At 25.5% G+C, this 24285-nt stretch carries 20 protein-coding genes; 14 read left to right on the top strand and 6 right to left on the bottom strand.

From position 1 onward, the window contains the following. Window positions 1-627: 627 nt before the first annotated feature. The 12 genes from uvrB (at window position 628) to Q346_RS0100915 (ending at window position 16796) form a co-directional block, all read left to right on the top strand. Window positions 628-2628 (top strand): excinuclease ABC subunit UvrB, encoded by a 2001-nt coding sequence (uvrB, locus tag Q346_RS0100975; RefSeq protein WP_027332675.1) that lies wholly within the window; start codon window positions 628-630, stop codon window positions 2626-2628. Between the two features lie 191 nt (window positions 2629-2819). After that, complete coding sequence (gene uvrA / locus Q346_RS0100965) at window positions 2820-5657, top strand: excinuclease ABC subunit UvrA (protein ID WP_027332674.1); 2838 nt, start codon at window positions 2820-2822, stop codon at window positions 5655-5657. An 18-nt stretch (window positions 5658-5675) separates the two neighbouring features. After that, on the top strand, window positions 5676-7664 hold the full coding sequence (locus Q346_RS0100960) for a GGDEF domain-containing protein (protein ID WP_027332673.1): 1989 nt from the start codon (window positions 5676-5678) through the stop codon (window positions 7662-7664). After that, window positions 7645-8100 carry a 50S ribosomal protein L9 gene (rplI, locus tag Q346_RS0100955; RefSeq protein WP_027332672.1) on the top strand — a complete coding sequence of 152 codons (456 nt, stop codon included), beginning with the start codon at window positions 7645-7647 and terminating at the stop codon, window positions 8098-8100. The genes Q346_RS0100960 and rplI overlap by 20 nt, the downstream gene beginning before the upstream one ends. An 82-nt stretch (window positions 8101-8182) precedes the next feature. Further along, window positions 8183-9652, top strand: a complete 1470-nt coding sequence (locus Q346_RS0100950) for a replicative DNA helicase (RefSeq protein ID WP_027332671.1) — start codon at window positions 8183-8185, stop codon at window positions 9650-9652. Between the two features lie 9 nt (window positions 9653-9661). Then, window positions 9662-10945 (top strand): CNNM domain-containing protein, encoded by a 1284-nt coding sequence (locus tag Q346_RS0100945; RefSeq protein ID WP_027332670.1) that lies wholly within the window; start codon window positions 9662-9664, stop codon window positions 10943-10945. Between the two features lie 51 nt (window positions 10946-10996). Continuing rightward, on the top strand, window positions 10997-11560 hold the full coding sequence (efp, locus tag Q346_RS0100940) for an elongation factor P (protein WP_027332669.1): 564 nt from the start codon (window positions 10997-10999) through the stop codon (window positions 11558-11560). Then, window positions 11560-11862, top strand: coding sequence for an MMB_0454 family protein (locus tag Q346_RS0100935; RefSeq protein ID WP_027332668.1), 303 nt, complete (start codon window positions 11560-11562; stop codon window positions 11860-11862). The genes efp and Q346_RS0100935 overlap by 1 nt, the downstream gene beginning before the upstream one ends. 66 nt (window positions 11863-11928) lie before the next feature. After that, window positions 11929-13044 (top strand): tRNA 2-thiouridine(34) synthase MnmA, encoded by a 1116-nt coding sequence (gene mnmA / locus Q346_RS0100930; RefSeq protein ID WP_027332667.1) that lies wholly within the window; start codon window positions 11929-11931, stop codon window positions 13042-13044. Between the two features lie 8 nt (window positions 13045-13052). After that, on the top strand, window positions 13053-15683 hold the full coding sequence (gene alaS / locus Q346_RS0100925) for an alanine--tRNA ligase (RefSeq protein WP_027332666.1): 2631 nt from the start codon (window positions 13053-13055) through the stop codon (window positions 15681-15683). Beyond that, window positions 15676-16104 carry a Holliday junction resolvase RuvX gene (ruvX, locus tag Q346_RS0100920; RefSeq protein ID WP_027332665.1) on the top strand — a complete coding sequence of 143 codons (429 nt, stop codon included), beginning with the start codon at window positions 15676-15678 and terminating at the stop codon, window positions 16102-16104. The genes alaS and ruvX overlap by 8 nt, the downstream gene beginning before the upstream one ends. Further along, window positions 16104-16796: a BC85_0335 family putative methyltransferase gene (locus tag Q346_RS0100915; RefSeq protein WP_051521780.1), complete on the top strand. Its 693-nt coding sequence runs from the start codon at window positions 16104-16106 to the stop codon at window positions 16794-16796. Before ruvX ends, Q346_RS0100915 begins: the two co-directional genes overlap by 1 nt. Here the strand turns inward: Q346_RS0100915 and Q346_RS0100910 are convergent. Beyond that, a complete protein-coding gene (locus tag Q346_RS0100910; RefSeq protein WP_027332663.1) occupies window positions 16793-17572 on the bottom strand; it encodes a SprT-like domain-containing protein in 780 nt (259 codons plus the stop codon). The two genes, Q346_RS0100915 and Q346_RS0100910, sit on opposite strands and share 4 nt — an antisense overlap. Next, window positions 17565-18257, bottom strand: coding sequence for a nuclease-related domain-containing protein (locus Q346_RS0100905; protein WP_027332662.1), 693 nt, complete (start codon window positions 18255-18257; stop codon window positions 17565-17567). Before Q346_RS0100905 ends, Q346_RS0100910 begins: the two co-directional genes overlap by 8 nt. Window positions 18258-18340: 83 nt before the next feature. On the opposite strand from Q346_RS0100905, the gene Q346_RS0100900 reads away from it, so the two are divergent. Further along, on the top strand, window positions 18341-18949 hold the full coding sequence (locus Q346_RS0100900) for an FMN-dependent NADH-azoreductase (protein ID WP_027332661.1): 609 nt from the start codon (window positions 18341-18343) through the stop codon (window positions 18947-18949). Window positions 18950-18974: 25 nt separating this feature from the next. On the opposite strand, the gene Q346_RS0100895 is transcribed toward Q346_RS0100900, so the two are convergent. Together Q346_RS0100895 and Q346_RS0100890 are read right to left on the bottom strand one after the other, a co-directional pair. Continuing rightward, window positions 18975-19478 carry a hypothetical protein gene (locus Q346_RS0100895; protein WP_027332660.1) on the bottom strand — a complete coding sequence of 168 codons (504 nt, stop codon included), beginning with the start codon at window positions 19476-19478 and terminating at the stop codon, window positions 18975-18977. Continuing rightward, window positions 19478-19921 (bottom strand): transcription antitermination factor NusB, encoded by a 444-nt coding sequence (locus tag Q346_RS0100890; protein ID WP_036437834.1) that lies wholly within the window; start codon window positions 19919-19921, stop codon window positions 19478-19480. Before Q346_RS0100890 ends, Q346_RS0100895 begins: the two co-directional genes overlap by 1 nt. Before the next feature lie 71 nt (window positions 19922-19992). On the opposite strand from Q346_RS0100890, the gene Q346_RS0100885 reads away from it, so the two are divergent. After that, a complete protein-coding gene (locus Q346_RS0100885) occupies window positions 19993-21534 on the top strand; it encodes a phospho-sugar mutase (RefSeq protein WP_027332658.1) in 1542 nt (513 codons plus the stop codon). 276 nt (window positions 21535-21810) lie between these two features. On the opposite strand, the gene Q346_RS0100875 is transcribed toward Q346_RS0100885, so the two are convergent. Beyond that, on the bottom strand, window positions 21811-22671 hold the full coding sequence (locus tag Q346_RS0100875) for a DegV family protein (RefSeq protein WP_027332657.1): 861 nt from the start codon (window positions 22669-22671) through the stop codon (window positions 21811-21813). Window positions 22672-22681: 10 nt separating this feature from the next. After that, on the bottom strand, window positions 22682-24283 hold the full coding sequence (locus Q346_RS0100870; protein WP_027332656.1) for an MHO_4530 family protein: 1602 nt from the start codon (window positions 24281-24283) through the stop codon (window positions 22682-22684). Between the last annotated feature and the right edge of the window lie 2 nt (window positions 24284-24285).

Raw genomic sequence — 24285 nt, 5'->3', positions numbered from 1 at the left:
AAATCAAAAATTACTTGGTTTTTTTATTTTGTAAATTTTTAGATTTAATTCTGTTAAATCAAAATTAACAATAATTAAATTTTATTAATTATGTATTGCAATTACTACAATTTTTAAAATTTTCTTTTCTATTAAATTTAATAATTGAAATATTTAAAAATCCCCAATTGTTATTAAAATAAATAATTTAAAAATAAATTACACATTTTAAAAAACATTTGGGGAGGTAAAAATCAAAAACTCAAAATTGAATCTTATTTTTTATTGTTAGGATTCAATTGTTTTGATCTATTGTCTTGTGCACCTTTATAAGCAGAGTTGTTGTGACTCAAGTTGGTGTTGTTTGAGTTTTTTTGATTTGACTTGTGATTTAAATTCTTTTGTTGATCTTGCATTTTACTTTTTGCGCACCTTTCTACTTTTATATTTATATTGACTGTATTAAGTGATTAATAATCAATCTCTTAATAGAACATATTTTTTGAATTAAATGATTAATATTAAATAATCAGTTAATTCAATAATCATTTTAAAAAAAAAAAAAAAAGCAAACTTTTTTGTAATTTTTTTGCTTTTTTTCTTATTTTACTTCATTATTTTTGTTTTCTTTTGGAGTAAAATTACCATATGAATTACATTAAAAATAATAAATATGAATTAGTGTCAAATTATGCTCCGGCCGGAGATCAACCTAGTGCTATAAAAGAATTGATTGCTAACGTTGAAAATGGTGTGAAATATCAAGTTTTAAAAGGTGTTACTGGAAGTGGTAAAACTTTCACAATCGCAAATTTAATTAAACATTTTAAAAGACCTGTTTTAGTTTTATCTCACAATAAAACACTAGCTAGTCAGTTATATAGTGAATTGAAGGGATTTTTTCCTAATAATAGAGTTGAATATTTTGTAAGTTATTTTGATTATTATCGTCCCGAAGCCTATATTCCTTCTAGTGACTCTTTTATTGATAAAACTAGTAAAACTAATAAAGATTTAGATGCAATGAGAATGTCAACAGTGAATTCAATTTTGACGAGAAATGATACAGTAGTAGTTGCATCAGTTTCTGCTATTTATGGTGCTTTAAGTCCAGATGAGTATGAAGCCGGATTCTTTGAAATTAAAGTTGGTGAACAAATTAGTCGCCAACAATTAATGCGTAAATTAATTTTTCGTAATTATTTAAGAAATGAAATCAATGAAGAAATGGGAACATTTAATTCAAAAGGAGATATAGTTTATATTCGTCCTGCTTATGATGATTCATTTTTAATTAGAGTTGATTTTTTTGGTGATGAAATTGATTCAATTAAAACTTGCCACCCAATTACAAAAGATATAATCGAGTCCTTTGATAAAATTACAATTTATCCCGGAGATGCCTATACAGTAGATAAAAGTATCATTTCAAGGGCTGCTGAATTAATCAAATTGGAATTAGTGGAAAGAGTTAATTTTTTTGAAAAAAATGATCGACTTTTAGAGGCTCAAAGAATTAAGGAAAGAACTGAAAAAGATATTGATTCATTAATTGAATTTGGAACTTGTCCCGGAATTGAAAATTATTCAGTTTATATGGACCAGCGTGAACTTGGTCAAAGACCATTTACTCTTTTAGATTATTTTAAAAATAAAAATCCCTTATTAATTATCGATGAATCTCATATGATGATTCCTCAATTGCACGGAATGTATCGAGGTGATCGGGCTAGAAAAGAAACCTTAGTTGAATACGGTTTTAGACTGCCTTCAGCTTTAGATAATAGACCTTTACGTTTTGACGAATTTGAAAATGATTTTGATTATCAAACAATTTATATTTCTGCAACACCTGGGGAATACGAATTAGATCAAACTCAAGGTGAAGTTATACCTTTATATGTAAGACCAACTGGATTATTAGATCCAATAATTGAAATTCATTCAACAAAAAACCAAGTTGAAGATATTTATGATGAATTGCAAAAACAAAAAGCTAAAAACGAGAGAACTCTCATTTTAACCACTACAAAAAGAATGGCGGAAGAATTAACTCGTTATTTTTTAGAAAGAAATGAAAAAATTGCTTATATTCATTCCGAACATAAAACTTTTGAAAGAAACGAGATTTTACGAAAACTTCGTAAGGGTGTATATGATGCGGTAATTGGAATTAATTTATTACGTGAAGGAATTGATTTACCTGAAGTTTCTTTAATTATGGTTTTAGATGCTGATAAAGAAAGTTTTTTCCGTTCTACAACCAGTTTAATTCAGATAGCAGGTAGAGCTGCTAGAAATGCAAACGGTCGTGTAATTTTTTATGCGGATAAAATTTCCAAAAGTATGCAAGAGACAATTGATGATAATAAATTAAAACGCGAGTTGCAAATTGAATATAACAAAAAACACAATATAGTGCCAAAAACTATTATTAAAGCTATTCCTGAACCAATTCAGGGTGATGGTTTGGAAGGTGCTGTTGAATTCTTTTTCAAAAATGAAAAAAGAAAATCAGATGGTAAATATACTAAAGATGAAGTCATTAAACAATTACAAGCACAAATGAATGAAGCAGCTAAAAATTTGGATTATGAAAGAGCAATTGAACTCAGAGATATGATTATTGAATTAAAAGCAAGTGAATAATTGAATAAATATTAAAATGAAGAAACTAATATTTGTTTATTAACGTATAAATTGACAAATTGTGAAAGAAAATACTAATAAATTAAATGAAAGTGAAATATCTTATTTGAAAACACGTAATTTTATAAGTGAATTTTTCAACCAAAAAATAAATAATTTAAAAAATAAGAAAGATGAATTAATAGAATAATATGTCAGCAAAAGAAGAAATTATTATTAAAGGGGCAAGAGAAAATAATTTAAAAAATGTTTCTTTAACTTTGCCTAAAAATAAATTGATTGTTTTTACAGGTTTATCAGGAAGTGGTAAAAGTTCACTTGCTTTTAATACAATTTATGAAGAGGGAAGAAGAAGATATGTTGATAGTTTAGGTAGTTATGCCAGAATGTTTTTAGGTGGAACTACTAAACCTGATGTCGATTCAATTGAGGGTTTGAGTCCTTCAATTTCAATTGAACAAAAAACTACTCATAATAATCCGCGTTCAACCGTAGGAACAGTAACTGAAATTTACGATTATTTAAGATTGCTTTTTGCAAGAATTGGTAAACCATTTTGTCCAAGGCATAATATCGAAATTAGTGCTCAAACTAATAAAGATATTATTGACTCAATTTTTAAATTACCAGATGGTACTAAAATGTACATTTTAGCTCCTGTAGTTGATGGGGAAAAAGGAACTTTTGCTTCATTGATTGAAAAATTGAAAAAAGAAGGTTTTATTCGATTAAAAGTAGATGGTGAAATTAAATTATTAGATGAGCCTATTAATTTAGAAAAAAATATTAAACATACTATTGATATTATTGTTGATCGGGTAGTTTTAAATCAAGAAAACCGTAATCGAATTGCTGAAGCCATTGAAGTTGCTTTGGAATATAGCAAAGGTTTATTAAAAATTGAAACCACAGAGGGTGAAATTCTAACTTTTTCAAAACTTTATTCATGTATTTATAAAGATTTTGAAATGCCTAAAATAGAAACAAGACTTTTTTCATTTAATTCCCCTTTTGGGATGTGCACTCACTGTAAAGGTCTTGGAGTAGATTTAAAAGCTGATTTTCAGGCGGTAGTTCCTGAACCATGAAGATCAATTAATCAAGGTGGTATTAAATATTTTGAGAATACTGTGAATAGTCAAAATTTGGAATGACAAGAATTTGAAATTTTATGTAGCTACTATAATATAGACTTAAACAAGCCAATTGAAGAATTTACAGATCGCGAAATTAAGATTATTTCTTATGGTTCAGAAGAGGAAATTCAATATGTGCTTAAATCAGTTAACGGCAATACCGTTCGGAGAGAAAAATTTATTGAAGGTATTTTGAACAAAATTGAAAGAATGTATGTTGAAACTTCAAGCGAAAAAGTCAGAGATTGAATTAAGAAATATATGGGGACTTTTACTTGTCCAGTCTGCAAAGGAGCAAGATTAAATCAATATGCTTTAGCTGTCAAAATAGATGCAAAAAATATTAATGATTTTAGCAAAATGTCAGTTGAAGATTCTTTAATTACTATTGAAGGATTAAATTTAAATGATGAAGAAAAAGCAATTTCTAATTTAATTACTACTGAATTAATTAATCGTTTAAGTTTTTTAAAAAACGTTGGACTTAATTATTTAACTTTAAATCGTAATGCCGAAACTTTATCAGGTGGAGAAAGTCAAAGAATTAAATTAGCTACACAAATTGGTTCGAATTTAACCGGAGTTTTATATGTTTTGGATGAACCATCAATTGGATTACATCAAAAAGATAATGACCGTTTAATTGCCACATTAAAGAAAATGGTTGATATCGGGAACACTTTAATTGTAGTTGAACATGATGAGGATACAATTAAAGCGGCTGATTTCATTGTTGATATAGGTCCAAAAGCTGGTAGTCACGGTGGAGAAGTAGTAGCAATAGGAACAGTTGAAGATATTAAAAAAGTTCCTGAATCTTTAACAGGACAATTTTTAACAGGCGAATTAAAAATTGAAGTTCCTAAAACACGCCGTTCAGGTAATGGCAAAGTTTTAAAAATTTTAGGTGCTAGTGAAAATAATTTAAAAAATATTGATGTGACTATTCCATTAGGTAAATTTATTGCAGTCACTGGGCTTTCTGGAAGTGGCAAAAGTACTTTAGTTAATGAAATTTTAGTTAAAGGTTTGGAAAAAACTTTAACTAAAAGCACTTTAAATAATATTAAAGTAGGAAAATTTAAGAGTTTTTCCGGTGCTCAATTAATTGATAAAGTCATTCCAGTTTCTCAAAATCCAATTGGTAGAACTCCACGTTCTAATCCAGCCACTTATACTTCTGTTTTCAATGATATTCGTGATATTTTTACAGCCACTGAAGAAGCAAGATTAAGAGCTTATACTAAATCAAGATTTAGTTTCAATGTGCCAGGTGGAAGATGCGAAAAATGTCAAGGAGATGGGTCAATTAAAATTGAAATGCACTTTTTACCCGATGTTTATATTCCTTGTGATCAATGTGATGGCGCGAGATATAATCGTGAAACTCTTGAAATTAAATATCGCGGAAAAAATATTGCTGATGTTTTAAATATGACAGTTGAAGAGGCTCTGGAATTTTTTGATGCTAGAGATAATATCAAATTAAAATTACAAACTTTAATGGACGTTGGATTAGGTTACATTAAATTAGGACAATCTTCAACTACTTTATCTGGTGGTGAGGCTCAAAGAGTAAAATTAGCAACTTATTTACAAAAAAAACCTACTGGTAAAACTTTATTTGTTTTAGATGAACCAACAACAGGACTACATTCATATGATGTTATGAATTTATTAAATGTTTTAAATCGGATTGTTGATAACGGAGACACAGTTTTAGTTATTGAACATAATTTAGATGTAATTAAATCTTGTGATTATGTAATTGATTTGGGTCCTGAAGGTGGAATAAATGGGGGAAGAGTAATTGCTTCTGGAACCCCTGAACAAGTTGCGCAAAATACCAATAGTTACACTGGAATTTATTTAGCAGATATTTTAAATAAATAGATAAGGTAAAATAATAATATGAAAAACAAACTCAAATTATTTTTGTGAATTAGTGTATTAATTTTTGCTTTGTCATTAGTTATTGTTTCTATTATTGTTTTAAATTGAAAAAATGAATTATTTTTAAAATTATTAGCAATTATTGGCGCTATAGGTGGCATTATTGTTGCGATCATTAGTTCATTGTTATTGATTCAAAAATATAGTGAAAGAAACTTAATTGTTAAAAATTCATTTAATAATTTTTTAGATAACTTAGTTAGTGCTAATTTATTAGGAATGGTAGTTTATGATTTAAATAATATTATTATCTGAACTAATAAGTTTATTCGCAAACGCTTTGGCAACGAATGAATCGGTAAAACTTTAGATGAATTATTTAAAAGTTTAAATCTGGATTTATCTAATTTTTCAACCAATGAAAATCAAATTGATTTCAAACATAAAAATGATTATTACACTTTAAACATTAATAAAAGTGAAAACACTTTAAGCATCAAAGATATTACGTTAGAAAAAAATGCTTTATTTGCTTTCATTGAACAGTCTAATGTAATTGGAGAATTAGAAATTGATAATTTTAATTTGTATCAAGCTATTTTAACTGAAGAAGAATTCTTTAATATTAATGTTGAAATTTCCAAAGTTTTAGATTCTTTAGTTGCTAAATATAATTTTGTTTATCGTCAATATAATAGTTCAGGTAAATATTTGATTTTAACTGATAAAAATAGTTTAAATGAAATGGAAAAAGAGAATTTTGGCTTTTTCAAAGCTTTACATGATATTCAAATATCTAAAACTTCAAATAATATTTTAATTTCTGTTTCAGTAGGATTTGCTGAAGGAACTAATAATTTTAAGGACAAAATTGAACAAGCCAAAAGTGCTTTAATGCAAGCTCAAAATAGAGGTGGGGATCAAGTTGCAATTTTTTCAAATTTAACCAAACCTCGTTATTTTGGTTCAACCAAAGAAATTTTGCCTTCAATTAATTTGACTAAAGTAAAAGCAATTAGTAAATTAATTGAACAAAAATTAAAAAACCATGAAATACAAAATGTAATTATTTATGGGCACAAAAACGCAGATTTAGATGCTGTTGGTGCAGCACTTGGAATTCAAAATTTAGCTAAATATTTTAATAAAGAAGCTTTTATTTGTTCTGAAACTCAAGATTTAACGACGAAAAATGCTATTAATGAAATTTATGGCTTCGAAAATGAATTATTTATTAAACCTAAATTGGCTTCAAAATTAACCACTAATAATTCATTAATCTTTTTAGTTGATACGGTAATCCCTGAGAGAACAGACAATGAATTTGCTTTTAATAATAGTAATGAAGACAATATTTTTGTCATCGATCATCATAGACTAAGCAAACCTTTAAACTATGGACTAAAAGAAAATAAATTAATTGAACAAAGTGCTTCTAGTGCTTCTGAATTAGTTGGACAAATTTTAATGATGATTAATCCAAATATTAAATTGGAAGAAAATGTTGCACAAATGTTATTAAACGGAATTTATTTAGACACCCAACAATTTCAAAAACACACCAGCGGAAAAACTTTTCAAATTGCTGCTTGATTGGAAACAAAAGGGGCTAATTCGACAAAAAGTGCTCAATATTTAAAAATGAATGCACTAGTTTATAAAGAAATTTATGAATTATTAGATAATTTAGAAGAAGTAAAACCAGGTTTCTATTTAGCATATAAAGATGTTGCTCTTTCTTCAGATGTTATTTCGTTAGCTGCTGAAGAAGTTTTACGAATTAGAGATCGTAAAGCCAGCTTTGTTGTAGCATATAGCGAAGAAGAAAAAGCATACAAATTAAGCGCCCGTGGAATTGATACCAATGTGCAAATTATTTGCGAACAAGTCGGTGGCGGTGGCCATTTTGGCACAGCAGCCGCTTCAAGTGATGAAGACTTAGAAACCTTTGTAGATAATATAAAACAAGCAATTGTGGGAGTAAAATATGAAAATTATTCTAATTAAAGATTGTAAAGACGGTAAGGCAAATACAATTATTGAAGTAGCTAATGGTTATGGAACAAATTTTTTAGTTGCTAAAGGTTTTGGTGTTCCTTACAATGACAAAACTAAAAGAGAATTAGACAAAAGATTATCTAATTTAGTCGCTGATGAAATGGAAGTAAGAAATGAAGCACATGCTTTACAAAGAAAAATAGAACAAATTACTTTAAAATTTGTTTTAGATGGACATATTGATAACAATCAAAATTTAATTGTTAATGGTTCTATTTCAACTAAGGATATTTTAAAAGAATTGAATAAATTAGACGTTCATTTAGATAAATATGCTCTTGGAAAAATCCATTTAATTTCAGCTGGTACTCACAATGTGGTTGTGAATTTATATAAAGATATTACATCAATTTTAAAAGTTGTTATTGATGTAAGAGTGAAATAATTAAATAAAATAAAAGCCGCTTATTTTAAGAGTGGCTTTTCATATATAATTAATAATTATAATAATAAAAGGAGAAGTTGACATGACTGAATACAATTCTGACAATCTAGAATTAGGGGCTAAATTTGTTAGTCAACTTCTAGAAGAACAAGTTTTATCATTAGTCTTAAATTACAATAAAAATGTAACTGAAGTAGTGGAATTTTTAACTGAAGATGATTTTTGATTTAGAAATAATCGTGAACTATTTAAAATTTTCAAATATATTGAACAAAATAGGATCAATCAACCAAATGGAAATTGAATTATTAATGATGACAAAATTTTAAAAGTGGCTGCTGAATTAGGTTATACAGATTCAATTACTCCAGATTTTTTAAAACATATTTATTTTCAATGAGCTTTTCAAAATTCTTTAATGGACTATATTAAAGATTTGGTTGAATACACTAATATTCGCCGCATTTATTTGAAGTCTTATGAAATAATTTCATTACTTGATAATTTAAATATTAAAAACACTAAATTAGACAAAACTCTTTATGTAGAGAATTTAAGGTCTTTAATTATGGCAACTGATCGCGCAACCGAAGTTAGTGCCGAATTTAAAGATTTTAGAGAAATTAGTGACGAATATTATGAAAAATTACAACAAAGAAGATTGTTGGAAGACGGTCAAATTAGTGGATTAGCAACTGGGTATAGCGAATTAGACAATATTACACAAGGAATGCATCCTAATGAGCTAATTATTTTGGGAGCAAGACCGGCGATGGGAAAAACCGCACTTGCTTTAAATATTGCATTAAATGTAGCTGAAAGAAAAGGCGAAAGAGTAGTACTATTTAGTTTCGAAATGTCTCCAGACCAATTAATGAGCCGTATTTATAGCAATATTGCTAATATTCCAGGTCAAAAATTAAAAAAAGCTTCTACATTAACTGATGACGAAATGTTAAAAATTAATGCAGCTAAACGAGTAAAAATTGACAGATTAAATTTATATATAGATGATTCAACCAATACGGATTTAAAAACTTTAATTTGAAAATGTCATAGATTGCATAAAATTCAACCAATTTCTTTAATTGTAATTGATTATTTACAATTAATTAATGTTGATAATAACAATGCAAACCGCTCTGAAAATAGACAACAAGAAGTTGCTAAAATTAGTCGGAGCTTGAAATTATTAGCTAAAGATTTAAATGTCCCAATTTTAGCTTTAAGTCAACTTTCTCGGAAAGTGGAAGAAAGAGAAGACAAAAAACCAATGATTTCTGACTTGCGTGAATCTGGGGCAATTGATCAAGACGCCGATGTAATTATGTTTTTATATCGTGAAAGTTATTATAAACATTCAAATAAAAAATCTAATCCTGATAATCTATATGAAAATAATTTTGATGCTGGAGATCAAGTTGATTTATTAATTAGAAAAAATCGTTCTGGCCCCACAGCTGATATTCCTTTAAGATTTAAAATGTCAGTTTCTAGATTTGAAGATTTAGATGACGATATGCGTCGTGAAATATACAAAAATGATAATTAGGAGAAAATAATGAGCCCGTGACTGCAGGTAAGTACTATTCTATTAGTAATTTTATTAATTGCTTCAGCTATTTTTAGTGCTTCAGAAACAGCTTATACTTCCATAAATAGCGGTAAAATTGAAACAATTGTTGACAGAAATGAGTTTGGTGCCAAATTAATTAAAAAGCAATATAAATTTTTTAATCAAACCTTAAGCACCATCTTGATATGCAATAATATTGTTAATATTGCTGCATCAGCATTAATTTCTTATATTTTTAGTTCCCAAGTAGGTTTTTTAAAAACATACAATGTTTTAATTTCTACTTTAGTAATGACTCCAATCATTGTCATTTTTGGTGAAATTATTCCAAAATTAATTGCTAAAAGATATCCAATTACAGTAGCTAAAATTTTCTGTTACCCATTAGTCTTTTTATATTATTTATTTTGAATATTCACTTATCCAATTGGTTTGATAGGTAAAAAAATTTATATTACCAATTCAGAAGAAGATGTGAAAAATTTAATTGATATAGCTCAAAATGAAGGAGTACTTGAAACAAATGAATCTTTAATGGCACAAAATGCTTTGGATTTAGATAGTACTAAAGTTAGAAGACATTATGTTAAACTAAATGATGTTACTTATATTGATTCGGATGAATCAGTTTTAAAAGCACAGGAAGTTTTTTTAGAAACCAATTACTCTCGTTTACCAGTAAGAAATAAAGACGAACAATTTTTAGGAATTGTTTTATTAAAAGATATTTTTAACCTTAAAAAAGGTAAAGTGATTAATTATGTTAAAGCTGTACCTCAAATTTCTGCTAATGTGAATTTATCTAAAGCTTTAGAAATTTTAAGATTAAATAAGTCTCAAATGGCTTTTGTAACTGAAAATAATACTTCAAGTGATGTTATAGGTATTATTACTATTGAAGATATTATTGAAGAAATTGTTGGGGAGATTTATGATGAACATGATGAAGATGAATGACAAGAAATTTTTGAAGTTAGCTTAGAACAATATCAAGTTGCTTCAACTGTTAAAATGAGACAAATTATAAAAGAATTAGGTTTAGATTTAAACTTAAATAAAAAAGAATTAAATTACAATTTAAAAGAATATCTTGAATCAGCAAGCAAGAAAAAATTGAACAAAAGTTTTAAATATCAAATAGACGATATAACTTTTGATACTTTAAAAATTTTGAACAAGAAAACTAATCATTGATTAGTAGAAATTTTTTTAGGTTCACATGCTGATTTATTAGACGAAACCGAAATTATAGAAATTAGTGAAAAATAGCATAATTTTTTCTTTTATTACTATAATTAATGAAATTAAAAAGGAGAGAATATGATTAATGTAAATACTTTTAAACCTGGAATTACTTTTGAAGATGATGGGGAAATTTTTGTAGTAATTGAAGCTCAACATTCAAAACAAGGTCGTGGACAAGCTAATGTTAAAGCTAAAGTAAAAAATCTTAGAACTGGTTCAACCACTATTAAATCATATACTGGTGGTGTGATGGTTAAAAAAGCTCATATAGATAAAAGACCAATGAATTATTTATATTCTGATGGAGAAAATATTATTTTAATGGACAATGAAACTTATGAACAAGTGGAAATTCCTTTAAAAAATGTTGAATGAGAAATGAACTTTTTAAAAGAAGGCTCAACCGTAAAAATTCGTAAATATCAAGATGAAATCTTAGATATTGAATTAGAAGCTAATGTTGAATTACAAGTAACTGAAGCTCCTGACGCCGTTAAAGGAAACACTACTACTAATCCTCAGAAAAAAGTAAAACTTGAAACAGGTTTTGAATTAGAAACTCCAATGTTTATTAAGGAAAACGACTATATTATAGTTTCAACTGAAACTGGTAAATATGTTGGAAAAGGAAATAAATAATGAATTATTTAACTGTTAATTATGGTTTGAATCAATCATATTCAGTTAATACAACTGCTTTAGAAGAATTAATTAACTATTGCATTAAAGATATTAAAGGCTTAAAAGTTGATGGAAAAATTAAATTGACTTTTACTAAAGATCAACAAAATGTTGCAATTAGTTTTAATTTTAAAATTAAGCAAAATAAAAACATTGCAGAAATAGTTAATAATTTTGCCAATGATTTAGAAAAAAAATTCATTTTACTTTTAGGAATCAAACCAACTAATTTACAAATGAATTTTGTTGGTTTTTACTAATAATTATAAAAACACATTTTTTAATGTGTATTTTTTAATAAATACAAACTAAAGAAGGAGGTAAAAATGGCAAAAAAAGTAATTTTAGGAATGTCAGGCGGAGTGGATTCTTCAGTAGCAGCTTATTTATTACAACAAGATGGTTATGATGTTGAAGGTTTGTTTATGCGTAATTGAGATTCATTGGCTAATAATGATATTTTAGGTAACGAAGATATTAATCAAAATATCTGTCCGCAAGAACAAGATTATCAAGATGCTCTAAAAGTTGCTAATCAATTAGGTATTAAATTACATCGCGTAGATTTTATTCAAGAATATTGAAATAATGTATTTGAAAACTTTATTTCAGAATATAAAAAAGGCCGTACTCCAAATCCTGATATTTTATGTAATAAATACATCAAATTTAATGCTTTTGCCAATTATGCCTTTAATAATTTAAAAGCCGATTTTATTGCAATGGGTCATTATGCAGATGTTAAAGATGGACATCTTTATCGTGCAAAAGATCAAGATAAAGATCAAACTTATTTTTTAGCTCAATTAAGCCATGAGCAATTGAAAAAAGTGATTATGCCTTTAGCAAAATACACTAAAACAGAAATTAGAGAAATCGCCAAAAAATTAAATTTAGCTACCGCAGTCAAGAAAGATTCAACTGGAATATGTTTTATTGGAGAACGTAATTTCACTCAATTTTTACAAAATTATATTCCAGCGCAAGAAGGAAAAATCGTTGATATCACTACACAAAAAGAAGTGGGAACACATGTTGGTTCATTTTATTACACTTTAGGTCAAAGAAAAGGCTTGAATTTAGGCGGAATGTCTGAACCTCATTATGTTTGTGGGCGTGATGTACAAAAAAATATTTTGTATGTAGCACCTAATTCAGACTTATCATATTTAACTTCTGATTCTTTAATGGCTTCAAACCTTAATTTAAATAATACTAATTACAATCCAAATAATTTAACTGCAAAATTTAGATATAGACAAATGGATATTCCAGTTACAATTGAGATTTTAGATAATAATTTTATAAAAGTTAATTATCCAAATGGCTCACAAGCTGTAACACCAGGACAACAAGTTGTTTTATACGATGGAGATAAATGTTTAGGTGGAGCAATAATTGAAAAAATATATTACAAAAATAAAGAAAAAACTTATGTTTAGGAGCAATAATGAAAAAAATGACTTCCAAAGAAATTAGAAAAAGTTGATTAGATTTTTTCGAATCAAAAGATCACTTAAAAGTTGAAAGTAAATCTTTAATTCCTGTTAAAGATCCATCTTTATTATGAATTAATTCAGGTGTAGCAACTTTAAAAGATTATTTTTCAGGTAAAAAAATTCCACCTAAAAATCGTTTAACTAATAGCCAAAAAGCAATTCGTACTAATGATATAGAAAATGTGGGTGTAACTGCTCGTCATCATACTTTTTTTGAGATGTTAGGTAACTTCTCAATTGGTGATTATTTTAAAAAAGAAGCAATTGCTTTTGCTTTTGAATATTTGACTCAAGTCTTAGAAATGCCAATTGAGAAATTATATTTCACTTACTTTAAAGATGATTTAGAAACCAAAGAACTTTGATTATCATATGGAATTAATGAAAATCATTTAATTCCTGGAGACAGAGATACTAATTTCTGAGATGTAGGAAATGGGCCTTGTGGACCAAACACTGAAATATTTTTTGATAGAGGCGAAAAATACGATTCACGTGGAGTTGAATTATTACAAAACGATATTGAAAATGACCGTTTTATTGAAATTTGAAATATTGTTTTTTCAACTTTTAACAATGATGGCGAAAATAATTACACTGAATTAAAGCAAAAAAATATTGATACTGGTGCTGGATTAGAAAGAATTGTTTCAATCATGCAAGATGCACCAACTAATTATGATTCAGATTTATTCATTCCTATTATTAATGAAATTAGCAAATTCACAAGTTTTACTTACAAACCAGAAAATTATTTTGTAAAAGATAAAGAACAAGAAATCATTAATCAAAATTTTAAAATTATTGCTGATCATATTAGAACCGTGGTTAATGCTATTGCTGATGGTGCTAAAATCTCAAATGTTGGTCGTGGATATATCATTAGAAGATTACTCAGAAGAGCAATTTATAAAGGAATGCAACTTGGAATTAAAGAACTCTTTTTACACCGTTTAGTGCCAGTTGTTAAAGAATCATTGCCTTTTGAATATGAAGAAAAACCTGTGATTGGGGCAATTAAAAAAGAAGAAGAGTTATTTGCTCAAACCATTGAAAAAGGAAAAATTTTATTACAGGAATATATCGACAATCAAGTTAAAGAACTCAATGGAAAAATAGCGTTTAAAATGCTTGATACTTATGGCTTTCCAATTGAATTAACAGTTGAAATTATGAGTAATTACAACATTCCAGTGAATATGGATGAATTTAATGAAGCTAAAGAAGAACATATTGCAAAATCAAGAGGTGAAAAAGCTGAAGGAATGCAAAATGTAATTAATTCTTTAACTTTAATAGACAAAAAAGTTGATGAGTTTATTGGTTATGACTTTTTAGAAAGTGAATCTAAAATTTTATATTTAATGAATAATGAAAATTTTGTTGATCAAATAGATGGCATTGGATACTTTATTTTAGACAAAACTCCTTTCTATGCAACTAGTGGTGGACAAAATCATGATGAAGGTTTTATTTTACAAGATGGTAATAAAATTAAAATTTTAGATGTTTTTAAAGATAAATTCGGTAATCATATTCACAAGTTTGAAGGTTCATTAAATAAAAATGATTTAGTTGAATGTTTTGTTGATCCTGAAAAAAGAATTAATTTAGCTCGTGGACACTCAGCTACTCACTTAGTATTTAGTGCTTTAAGAAAAGTTTTAGGTCCTCATATTCAACAATTAGGATCAGATATTACTGCGGAAAGATTTACTTTTGACTTTCCAGCAGATGAAAAACCAACAGATGAACAAATTGCTCAAATTGAACAAATTATGTCAGACATTATTGCTCGTGATATTAAACGTGAATATCATATGACTACAGTGGATAAAGCTAGAGAAATGGGCGCAATGATTACAGTTGAAGAAACTGAATACATGGATCCTAAAAATGTTCGTTTAGTAAAATGAGGCGATGTTACTAGTGACCTTTGCGGTGGTACCCACGTTTCAAATAGTGCGATTATTGAAAAATTCAAAATTGTTGCTGTTGAAAGAAAACAAGCAGGAATTTTCAGATTAAGAGTTGTGGTTTCTAATAATTTAGTTGATAAATACTATGCAGAACAAGTGGAATTTTATTTAAATGAATTACACAATATTATTAATAAAACTAAAGCTTTAGATGCAAATTACGACTTAAGAATTGAATTAACAGGTCTTGATTCTGAAGCACAATACAAAAAAATTCTGAATTTAATTGAACAAGCAAGAGAAGATTTTAAAAAAATTAATAAAGAAAAATCAACAATTGAATTTGATTATGACTCAATTGAATTTCAAAAAATAAATAATAAAAATATTTATTTAAATTTAAATATTAATCCAGCTCAAATTAAAATTATTGCTTCAACATTAAGAGAAAAATATCCAGAAAATTACATTATTTTAGGTGCTCCGAGCGGAGAACAGGTTTTATTAACAATTGCAACTAAAGTAATTAATGCTAACGAAATTTTCCAAAAAATTGCTAAATTAGCAAATGGAAGAGGTGGAGGTTCACCAGTATTAGCAATGGGTAAAGTGGATAAACTTCCTAATTTAGAAAGCTTAATTTTAGAAATTTTAAATGCGTAAATTATCTTTAGATTTAGGTACTAAAACTTGTGGGTTGGCTATGACAGATGAAATGAACATTATAGCTAGTGCCTATAAAACAATTTATTTTGAAGAAAAACAATTTAATGTTCTTTTTCAAGAACTATCACAAATTTTAAATAAATATGATATAGATACTTTCGTTATCGGTTATCCTTTACGTTCAAATGGTTCAAAAAGCGAACGAACTGAAATGATTGAAACAATTGCTCTGGAAATAAAAAATAACTTTAATAAAAAAGTTTTTTTAGTTGATGAATACGGTTCAACCATCAAAGCTCAAAAAATTTTAAAAGATGCTAAAATGTCAATAGCTAAAAGAAAAGAATTAAAAGATACTTTAGCTGCTGTTTTGATATTACAAGATTTTCTAAATTTTGGCGGAAAGGAACTAAAATAGTGTCAAATGAGATTATTAAATGAATTTTAATAGCAAGCGTTATTTTAGTCTGTTTAGTTGCAGTTTCAATTTATGGATTAATGTTTTATAAGACTAAAAAATTAAGACAAAAACTTGTTGATGAAGAAGTACAAAAAGCCAATGAAAAAATCCTGCAAATTAGAGGAGAATCATTAGGCCATTTACCACATGAATTATTGAAATATTTACCAAATTCTATTGATGAAATGGATTTAGAAAATTTAATTAATTCAACTTATTTAAATGATGCTAAAGAAACTTTAATAATTGGTAATAATAATGCTTTTGAATATGCTTCCCTTAATTATCTTGGATTTGGCAATTTTGATTTAGTTACAGATACATTTAATGCAAAAGAATGAAATTTGGCTGTTTTAGAATTTCCACAGTATTTCAATAAGAAAACTAATTTATTAACTGAAGTTTCAAAAACTTATGACTTAATTTTTGTAATTAATAGTTCAAATACTAATCAAGAGATTTTTAATAATTATTTTGATTTTTTAAAAGAAAAAGGGATGATGATTATTTTGCAAAATAATTCTCAAAATGATTTAAAAGAATTCAAAAAAGAATTAAAAAAATTAAATTTAATTTATGAAATCTCTTATGTCAAAGGTAAATTTTTATATATTGTTAAAAAACAAAAAAACAAAAATCACGAACTCTAATTGTCGTGATTTTTTTTGATTATTTCTTCTAAATAAACATAAAAATTAGTTTCAATATTAGGATCTTTTGTGCGTTTTTTAAAATCAGCAATTAAATTTTCACCCATTTTTGTAAATGCCTTATTATGGTTTGGATAATAATAATGTATTAATTCGTGAATTATAGTTTTATCAATTTCATGTTTAGATACCGAACAAAGCAATGCAGAAAATTCAATTCTTTTTTCATTTATAAAATATCTGCCTCAATAACTTGTTTTTTTATTTTTAATCGAATAAGGAATTGGAATTGGTATTTGCAATAATTTATGAAATTTTTCAAAAGGTTCTTTTATATAATCATTTAATAAAAAAGCAAAAAAGTTATAAATTAAAGCTTTAATTTTGCTTTTTTGTGAATAATAAACCATCAATTGTGAATCTTTTATTATCACCTGATTAATATCTGAATTAAAAAACAATATTTGATAACTTTTGCCAAATAAAAAAATTAAATAAAAATCAGTTGCATTATATTTTTTTAAAATTTGATTTTTATTTAATAAATTAATTTGTTTGAAATTAATATTATTTTTCATGAATGTGCTTAAATCATTCTTAAGTTTAGAAATATTGACTAATTCTGTGTTTGGAGTTCATATTTCCATTATTTCATCATAATCATTGTAAAAATAATTAACCTGACTTTGATTAACAGATTGCTTGAAAATAATTTTTAAATTTATTTCATTTTCAAAATTTAAATATGAAATAGTGTCGAACGCGAAATTATTCATTTTGAAATTCCCTTACTTTTTTTATGCCTTCATCACTATCAACAGTTGCATTTTTTAATGCATATAGCAAAGCTTTCTTTTGATCTTTGCTAATAAAATTGCCATCAATTTTAGTTGTATTTATTACGTCTTCAATTAAAGCTTGATATGTATTTTCAGTTGCAATTAATGATCATGAGTTCTCTTCATTTAAATTTCAAGTTGTGCCATTAGGCATAATAACTAATGAATAAGCTGGAAAGTTGAATTTAGCTAAATCATATAAATGAATAATATGTCTATAATTCTGCTTGAATGGATTTTTTACTTTTCTTTTTTTATTTTTATTATCAGTTAAAGTTAATTCTTGATTTTCAATCTCACCAGATAATTTACCTAATAAATATTTAATTTCAATCACAAAGACTCCAAAGGGAGTAATTAAGAGACCATCTAAATTAAAAATTTTATTAGTATTGTATTTATATCATCCGCCTTCTATAAAATGAAAATTTTTAGCTTTGGCATAATTTTTTAAGTCATTATTAATTTGCCTTTCAAAATCAACACCTTTTGAAACAATTTGTTTTTTTCTTAGTTTTAATCAAAAATAAAGAACTATAAGCAAAATAATTACAATAAACATGCCAATTGAACCCAAAATTAATCCTCAACGCATTTCTAAACTTAATTTACTAAAATTCATAGGCTACCTTTCTAAAATCTGGAATTATATTTATTATTTATTATATATAATTAGCAAAATAAAAAATTGTATTAAGGAGTTTTATGAACAGACCACTACGTATTCTCTCAATTAAAGGATCAGTAAATATTGATTCTTTATCTTCACATATTAATGATTATTTGGTGCAAAAAATTATGGATAAACACCAAAAATCTTTTGTTGAGTTAGTTGATTTGAACGATACACCTTTTGCTAAATATAGTTTAAATGCTAACAATATGCCTAAATTTTTTGAAAAAACTGAATCTGATTATTGAATTGAACAATTAAAAACTACAGATTTATTAATTATTTCAACCCCAATGATTAATTTTAATTATTCATCATTAATCAAAAATTTTCTTGACTCAATTGCAGTAGCAAACAAGACTTTTTCTTATAAATATTCAGAAAAAGGCGGTTCAATTGGATTGTTGACTAATTTAAAAGTTTTAATTGTTGCAACACAAGGAGCCCCAGAAGGCTGATACGAATTTGGAAATCACGTTAAAAATTTAGAAGGTTTCTTTAATTTTGTTGGAGCAAATCAAATTGAAAGCATTTTAATTGCAGGAACCAAAGTTGAACCTTTAAAATCTTTAAATTTTGACGAAATTATCACATTGTATGAAGCTAAATTAGAAGAAATTGCTACAAAATTTGACAATTAAAAATTGACAATTAGTTGTCAATTTTTTATTTAAAAGAAAGTAAAAAAGATAAATTAGAAAATAATTTTCTTACTTTCACATTGTATTCTTTGTCATAAAAGGGAATAATATCTAGAAAAGTTGAATAATATTCCCGCTTAATAATATTAGTTTGATTTTTATCATTTAATAAATAGGGATTTTCTAATTTAAATAATTTTTTACTTTTTCTTTTGAAATAGTAAGCAGCTAAAGCAAGAAGAAAAAAATTTCAAAAATTTCATCAAACTTCCATTTGTCCTTCAGTTAAAGGAATTTGATAACACTCTAAAATATCTAATAAAAATTCATCAATTATTAATTGCCTTTTTTGCGCTATTTTTTTCTCTAGAGCAATTAATTTATTTAAATCAGGAGGAAAATTATCAAAAACATCAAAAACTTTACTAATAGCAAATTTTGTTTGTTTTAGATTAAAAATTTGATTATATGTTTTATAGATTTCTTTGTCTTTTTTTAAATAAAATTTAACTAAACTTGCAACTTCCATTAATTTGTTTGTTCACTTTTTCTTAATAAAAACTCATTAACCATAATCAATTTATATATTTCTTGCAAAATTGCATTAACCATATTTTTGATTTTGTTTTCTTTTCCATAATAAAGTTTAGTAATTTCCATAGCTTCATTAATTACTACTTTTGGTTGATTATTGGCTAAAAATTCATAACAAGCATAAAGCAAAATTGCTCTAATTAAAGGTTCAATTCTGTTTCAAGATCACCCTTCTTTTAAAAATTGATTAATTCACTTTTTATATAGTGAATATTCTTTAGCAATTACTTCCAATTTTAAAAATTGACTATTTTCTAAATCTTCATTATCAAGAAAAATTTTGGCTGGATTCAATAATTCTTCTTTCAATTCTGCTTGATATAAGAAATTGATTATTTCAATTCTCAATTCTCTTTGACTTTTTCTTTTAGTATTCATAAATTCTATTTTATAAAAATAACTATATTTTTTACTTTATAATTTAAAAATATTTATTTATAGGAGTAAAAATGCAAAAATTAGATTTTGGAACAGCCGGAATAAGAGGAATTTTAGGTAAAGAGCCATATCAATTAAATTATTTTCATGTTGCAAGAGTAATTGATGCCTATGCACAATATTTAAGAGCTCAATATGGCAAAAAAGCTTCAGTTGTAATTGGCCGTGATAATAGAAAAATGTCTTGTTCATTCAGCAAATTAGCAGCATATATTTTAGATTCATATCAAATAAAAGTTTGATATGTTAAAGATATTGCGGCCACACCATTTATTTCTTATTTAACAAAAATTAAAAAAGCAAGTGGAGCAATTAATTTTACTGCTAGTCACAATCCAAAAAATTATAATGGTATTAAACTTTATAATCATTTTGGTGCTCAGTGTTTGCCTGAAGAAATTGATGCTATAAAAAAATATTTTAAAGACTACGAGTGATACCAAACAAATTTTAAATTGCCTCAAAATATTAACTTAGCTCATTTAAAAAATTTAAATTGAACATCTAAACGTGATTTAGATAATTATGTAACTGAAGTTGCTAATTTAGGGATTAATATTATTCCAAATGTTAAAATTGCTTACTCTCCTTTACATGGAACTGGAAGCAAAATCATGCCTTTATTATTAACCAAATTAGGTTTTACTAAAGTTAATAATCAATTTGTAAACGCTTTTTTATCACCAGAACAAATGAAAATTGATCGCCATTTCAAAACTATTGATTATCCAAATCCAGAATATGCAGAGGCTTACAATTACGTTAAAAAACTTGGCCTCAAACATCAAGCAGATTTATTATTATTGAGTGATCCAGATAGCGATAGAGTTGGTTTAAGTGTCTGAAACGGAAAAGAATATGTCAATTTGAACGGCAACGAAACAGCCTTATTAATTTTTTATTTTTTAAATCAAACTAATTTTTATAAAAATAAAAATGATTTATTTTTAGTTTATTCTTTTGTATCATCAAACTTACCATCATTAATTGCAACTAAACATAATATTAAATCTATTGAAGTGCCAACTGGATTTAAATGAATTGCTAAAATAATCAACGAAAATAAACAAGATAATTTTGCTTTTGGTTTTGAAGAAAGTTATGGATCTTTAATTAATTCAAATATTGCTAATGATAAAGATGCTTTTCAATCAATTGCTCTTATAATTAAAATGGCTAGTTATTATAAAAACCAAAATTTAAATTTATTAGATGTTTTAAATTCTATTTATGAAGAATTTGGCTATGTAAGTTCAGAAACTTTAAATTTTGATATCGATGATAATTTCGATCTAAATCAAACAATAGATAAATTTATAAATTTAAATTTAAAGGAAGAATTTAATATTGAAGATTATCGAAACAGAAATGATTTTATGAAATCTCAAATGATTAAATTAAAATTCAATGATAATTCATGAATTGCAATGCGACCATCAGGCACAGAACCAAAAATTAAATTTTATATTTTTGCCTTTGGCAAAGATGAAAATGAAGCTAATAAAAAATTCAATAATTTTAAAATTCAAATTTCACAATTAATGAACAAATAAAGAACCCATTAAACTGGGACACGAAATATCGATTGTCCATATTTCGTGTTCCAGTTTAGTTTCTGTTTTTTTAGTAAATTCAACTTGGAAACCCAGGAATTTATAAAGACTTTCTAGCATGCATGAACAAAATTTATGTATGTAATTTTGCTACTAAAAAAACAAATATGCTTTTTTTATAGGCATATTTGTTTTTGTAACACTTGAAACTTGGAAACGCAGGGAATAAAAAATGACAAAAAAAATAATCTTGTTTAACAAGATTATTTTTAATAATTAAAATTTAGGCATAATTGATAAAGCTAAAGCATCGGGACCAGTATGAATTGCAATAATTGATGAATTGATTTGACTATTAATTATTTCCAAATCATTCTCTTTTGCAATATTGATTACTTCATTATTAAATTTATTATCAATTCCATAAATAAAGGTTAAATCGAACTTATCTTTAAGTTCATTAGTTGTACTCTTAGTAAATTCAAGAATTTTTTCAATTATTTGAGTAATTACACTTTTAATGTTTCTACCTACTCCTGCATTTACAACTTCATTATTAGAAAAGCGTAAAAAAGGCATTAGTTTTAATTTTGACATTCCAAGCAAAAAGAATTTTTTAATTCCATTCACTCTTCCACCATTAATTGCATATTTTAAATCGAGTGGCAAAATATAAGTTAAAAATTGATCTTGGATATTATTAATAAAATTTAAAATTTCTTCAAAATTTGCACCATTTTGGTTCATTTGTTGAATTTTTTGAATAACTTTTTCATATTGAATGCCAACAAAATTATTGTCAATTACATAGATATTATTAAAATCTTGACTAATTGTTTTTGCGGCAGAAAAAGTTCCGGAAAGAGAAGAATTAATTGGGAAATAAATTACATAATCATTTTCTTTTGAAGCCTTTTGAAAAATTTCTTCAATAGTGGTTAATTTTGGCAAACTTGTTTTATAAGTCTGGCTTTTAGCAATTAATTCCAACAAATCTTTTTGATTAAAATCTATTCCGTCTTCATAAATTTTGTCATCTAAATCAACTCGTAAAGGAATAAAATAATAATTTTTTTGATTAGCTTCTGTTTCGGTTAAACAAGAAAAAGAATCTAAAATAAATCCAATTTTTTTCATTCTATCTCTCCTACTGCATATCCAAATAATATTTAATATTTAATTTTTTAATGGTATCAGAATCTAAGTTTAAATCAATATTCTCATAAATTATTCTTCAGTGATTATTTAAAATTTGATTTAAGTTAAATATCTTAATATATATATCATTTTTAAATTTAATTTCTCTTGTTAATTTTGAACTAATGATTAGAGAATTGACTAAATTCATTCTTAAATAATTTATTAAATATTCATTAATATAATCAATATATAAAACAATATTATATGAATTTTTATTAATTAATTTTAAATTATCAAAAAATTCTTTTAATTCATCCAGATTTTTAGGCACTTTTAAAATTAAATTCAAATTTGAATTATTATATTTATTTATATCTTTGAAAATTGTTTGAATTGAACTATTAAAATAGATTTTTTCAGCTTTATTATTTTCGATAATAAACTGATTTCAAAGAAACATAAATTTATTGCGATAATATGGGATATTATTAAAAAATATCAAATCATTGATTCCAAGCCCTGGTATTAATAAATTAATATAATTAATATTTAACAAAGCCCCATCATCATATTTTTTTAAAGGAAAACTACTTTGACTAAAATTATTAGTTTTATTTTTAGTTTCATAAATTTCTTTTTTGATTTGAAAATCAGTAAAATCAGTAAAATCATTTTCTAAATCTCAAATTGAATATAAAAAATGATTTTGATTATTAATTAAATTGAACATTAAGTAATCAATCTTATCAAATAAATTATTAAAATTTTCCTTGGAATCTTTTTCTAAATAAGTAATTAAATTAAAATCAGCATTCAAATAAATATTTTGTTCTTGATAAAAAGTGGTAACCTTTTTTTCGTTTTTATTTCTACATTTTTTTAATTGATTAATTCTTTTATGCTCTTGATAAAAAAATAAAAAATTTTTATGAAATGAAACTAAATATTTATTATTTTTTAATTTTAAAAAATTAGCAATTTTTTGAATTAAATCATTTTTGTTTTCTAAATTTAACCAATGACTAAAATTAATTACAAAAATTGAAGCATAATTATTTGCATTTACTCTGTTTTCAAATTCTTTTTCATTATTCAGCACCTTGATTAAATTTTTAGGTCTTTTAAATAATTTATTTTTAAACATTAATGAGCAAAAATATTCATTTTCATTTTCAACATTTGGAAAAATTTTTAAAAATCAAGTCTTTTTCTGTTTGATTTTTAAATTTTTAAATAAGAAATTGGTGAAATCATTTGTTTTAATGTTATTAAAATTAACTTCTAAATTTAATTTTTCTAAAGTTTGATTTTGATTGAAGTAATTTTGAATAATTTTTCGACTTTCTATATCTAAAAGATTTAAAAAATTACTTAAATCATAATATTTTTCAATTGTGTTAATTCCGTAATTAGGATTTAACATTTTTTTTGAAGTTGACGTTTGATTTAAACGAATCAAAACCTGTCTTTTTTTATTAATTTTAAAAATGATTAAAGAACGTGCATTAAAAATATTAATTTTTTTAATCACAATTACTAAAATTAAAATCAATAAAATGCTTAATAAGAAAAATAAAATTAGTGACAAATTAACAATTGATAAAATCATGA

The organism is Mycoplasmopsis gallinarum DSM 19816, assembly GCF_000621085.1.
Classification (GTDB): domain Bacteria; phylum Bacillota_I; class Bacilli_A; order Mycoplasmatales; family Metamycoplasmataceae; genus Mycoplasmopsis; species Mycoplasmopsis gallinarum.
Note: the sequence above shows the minus strand (reverse complement) of the source record. Positions and strands in the feature narration are given on the sequence as shown.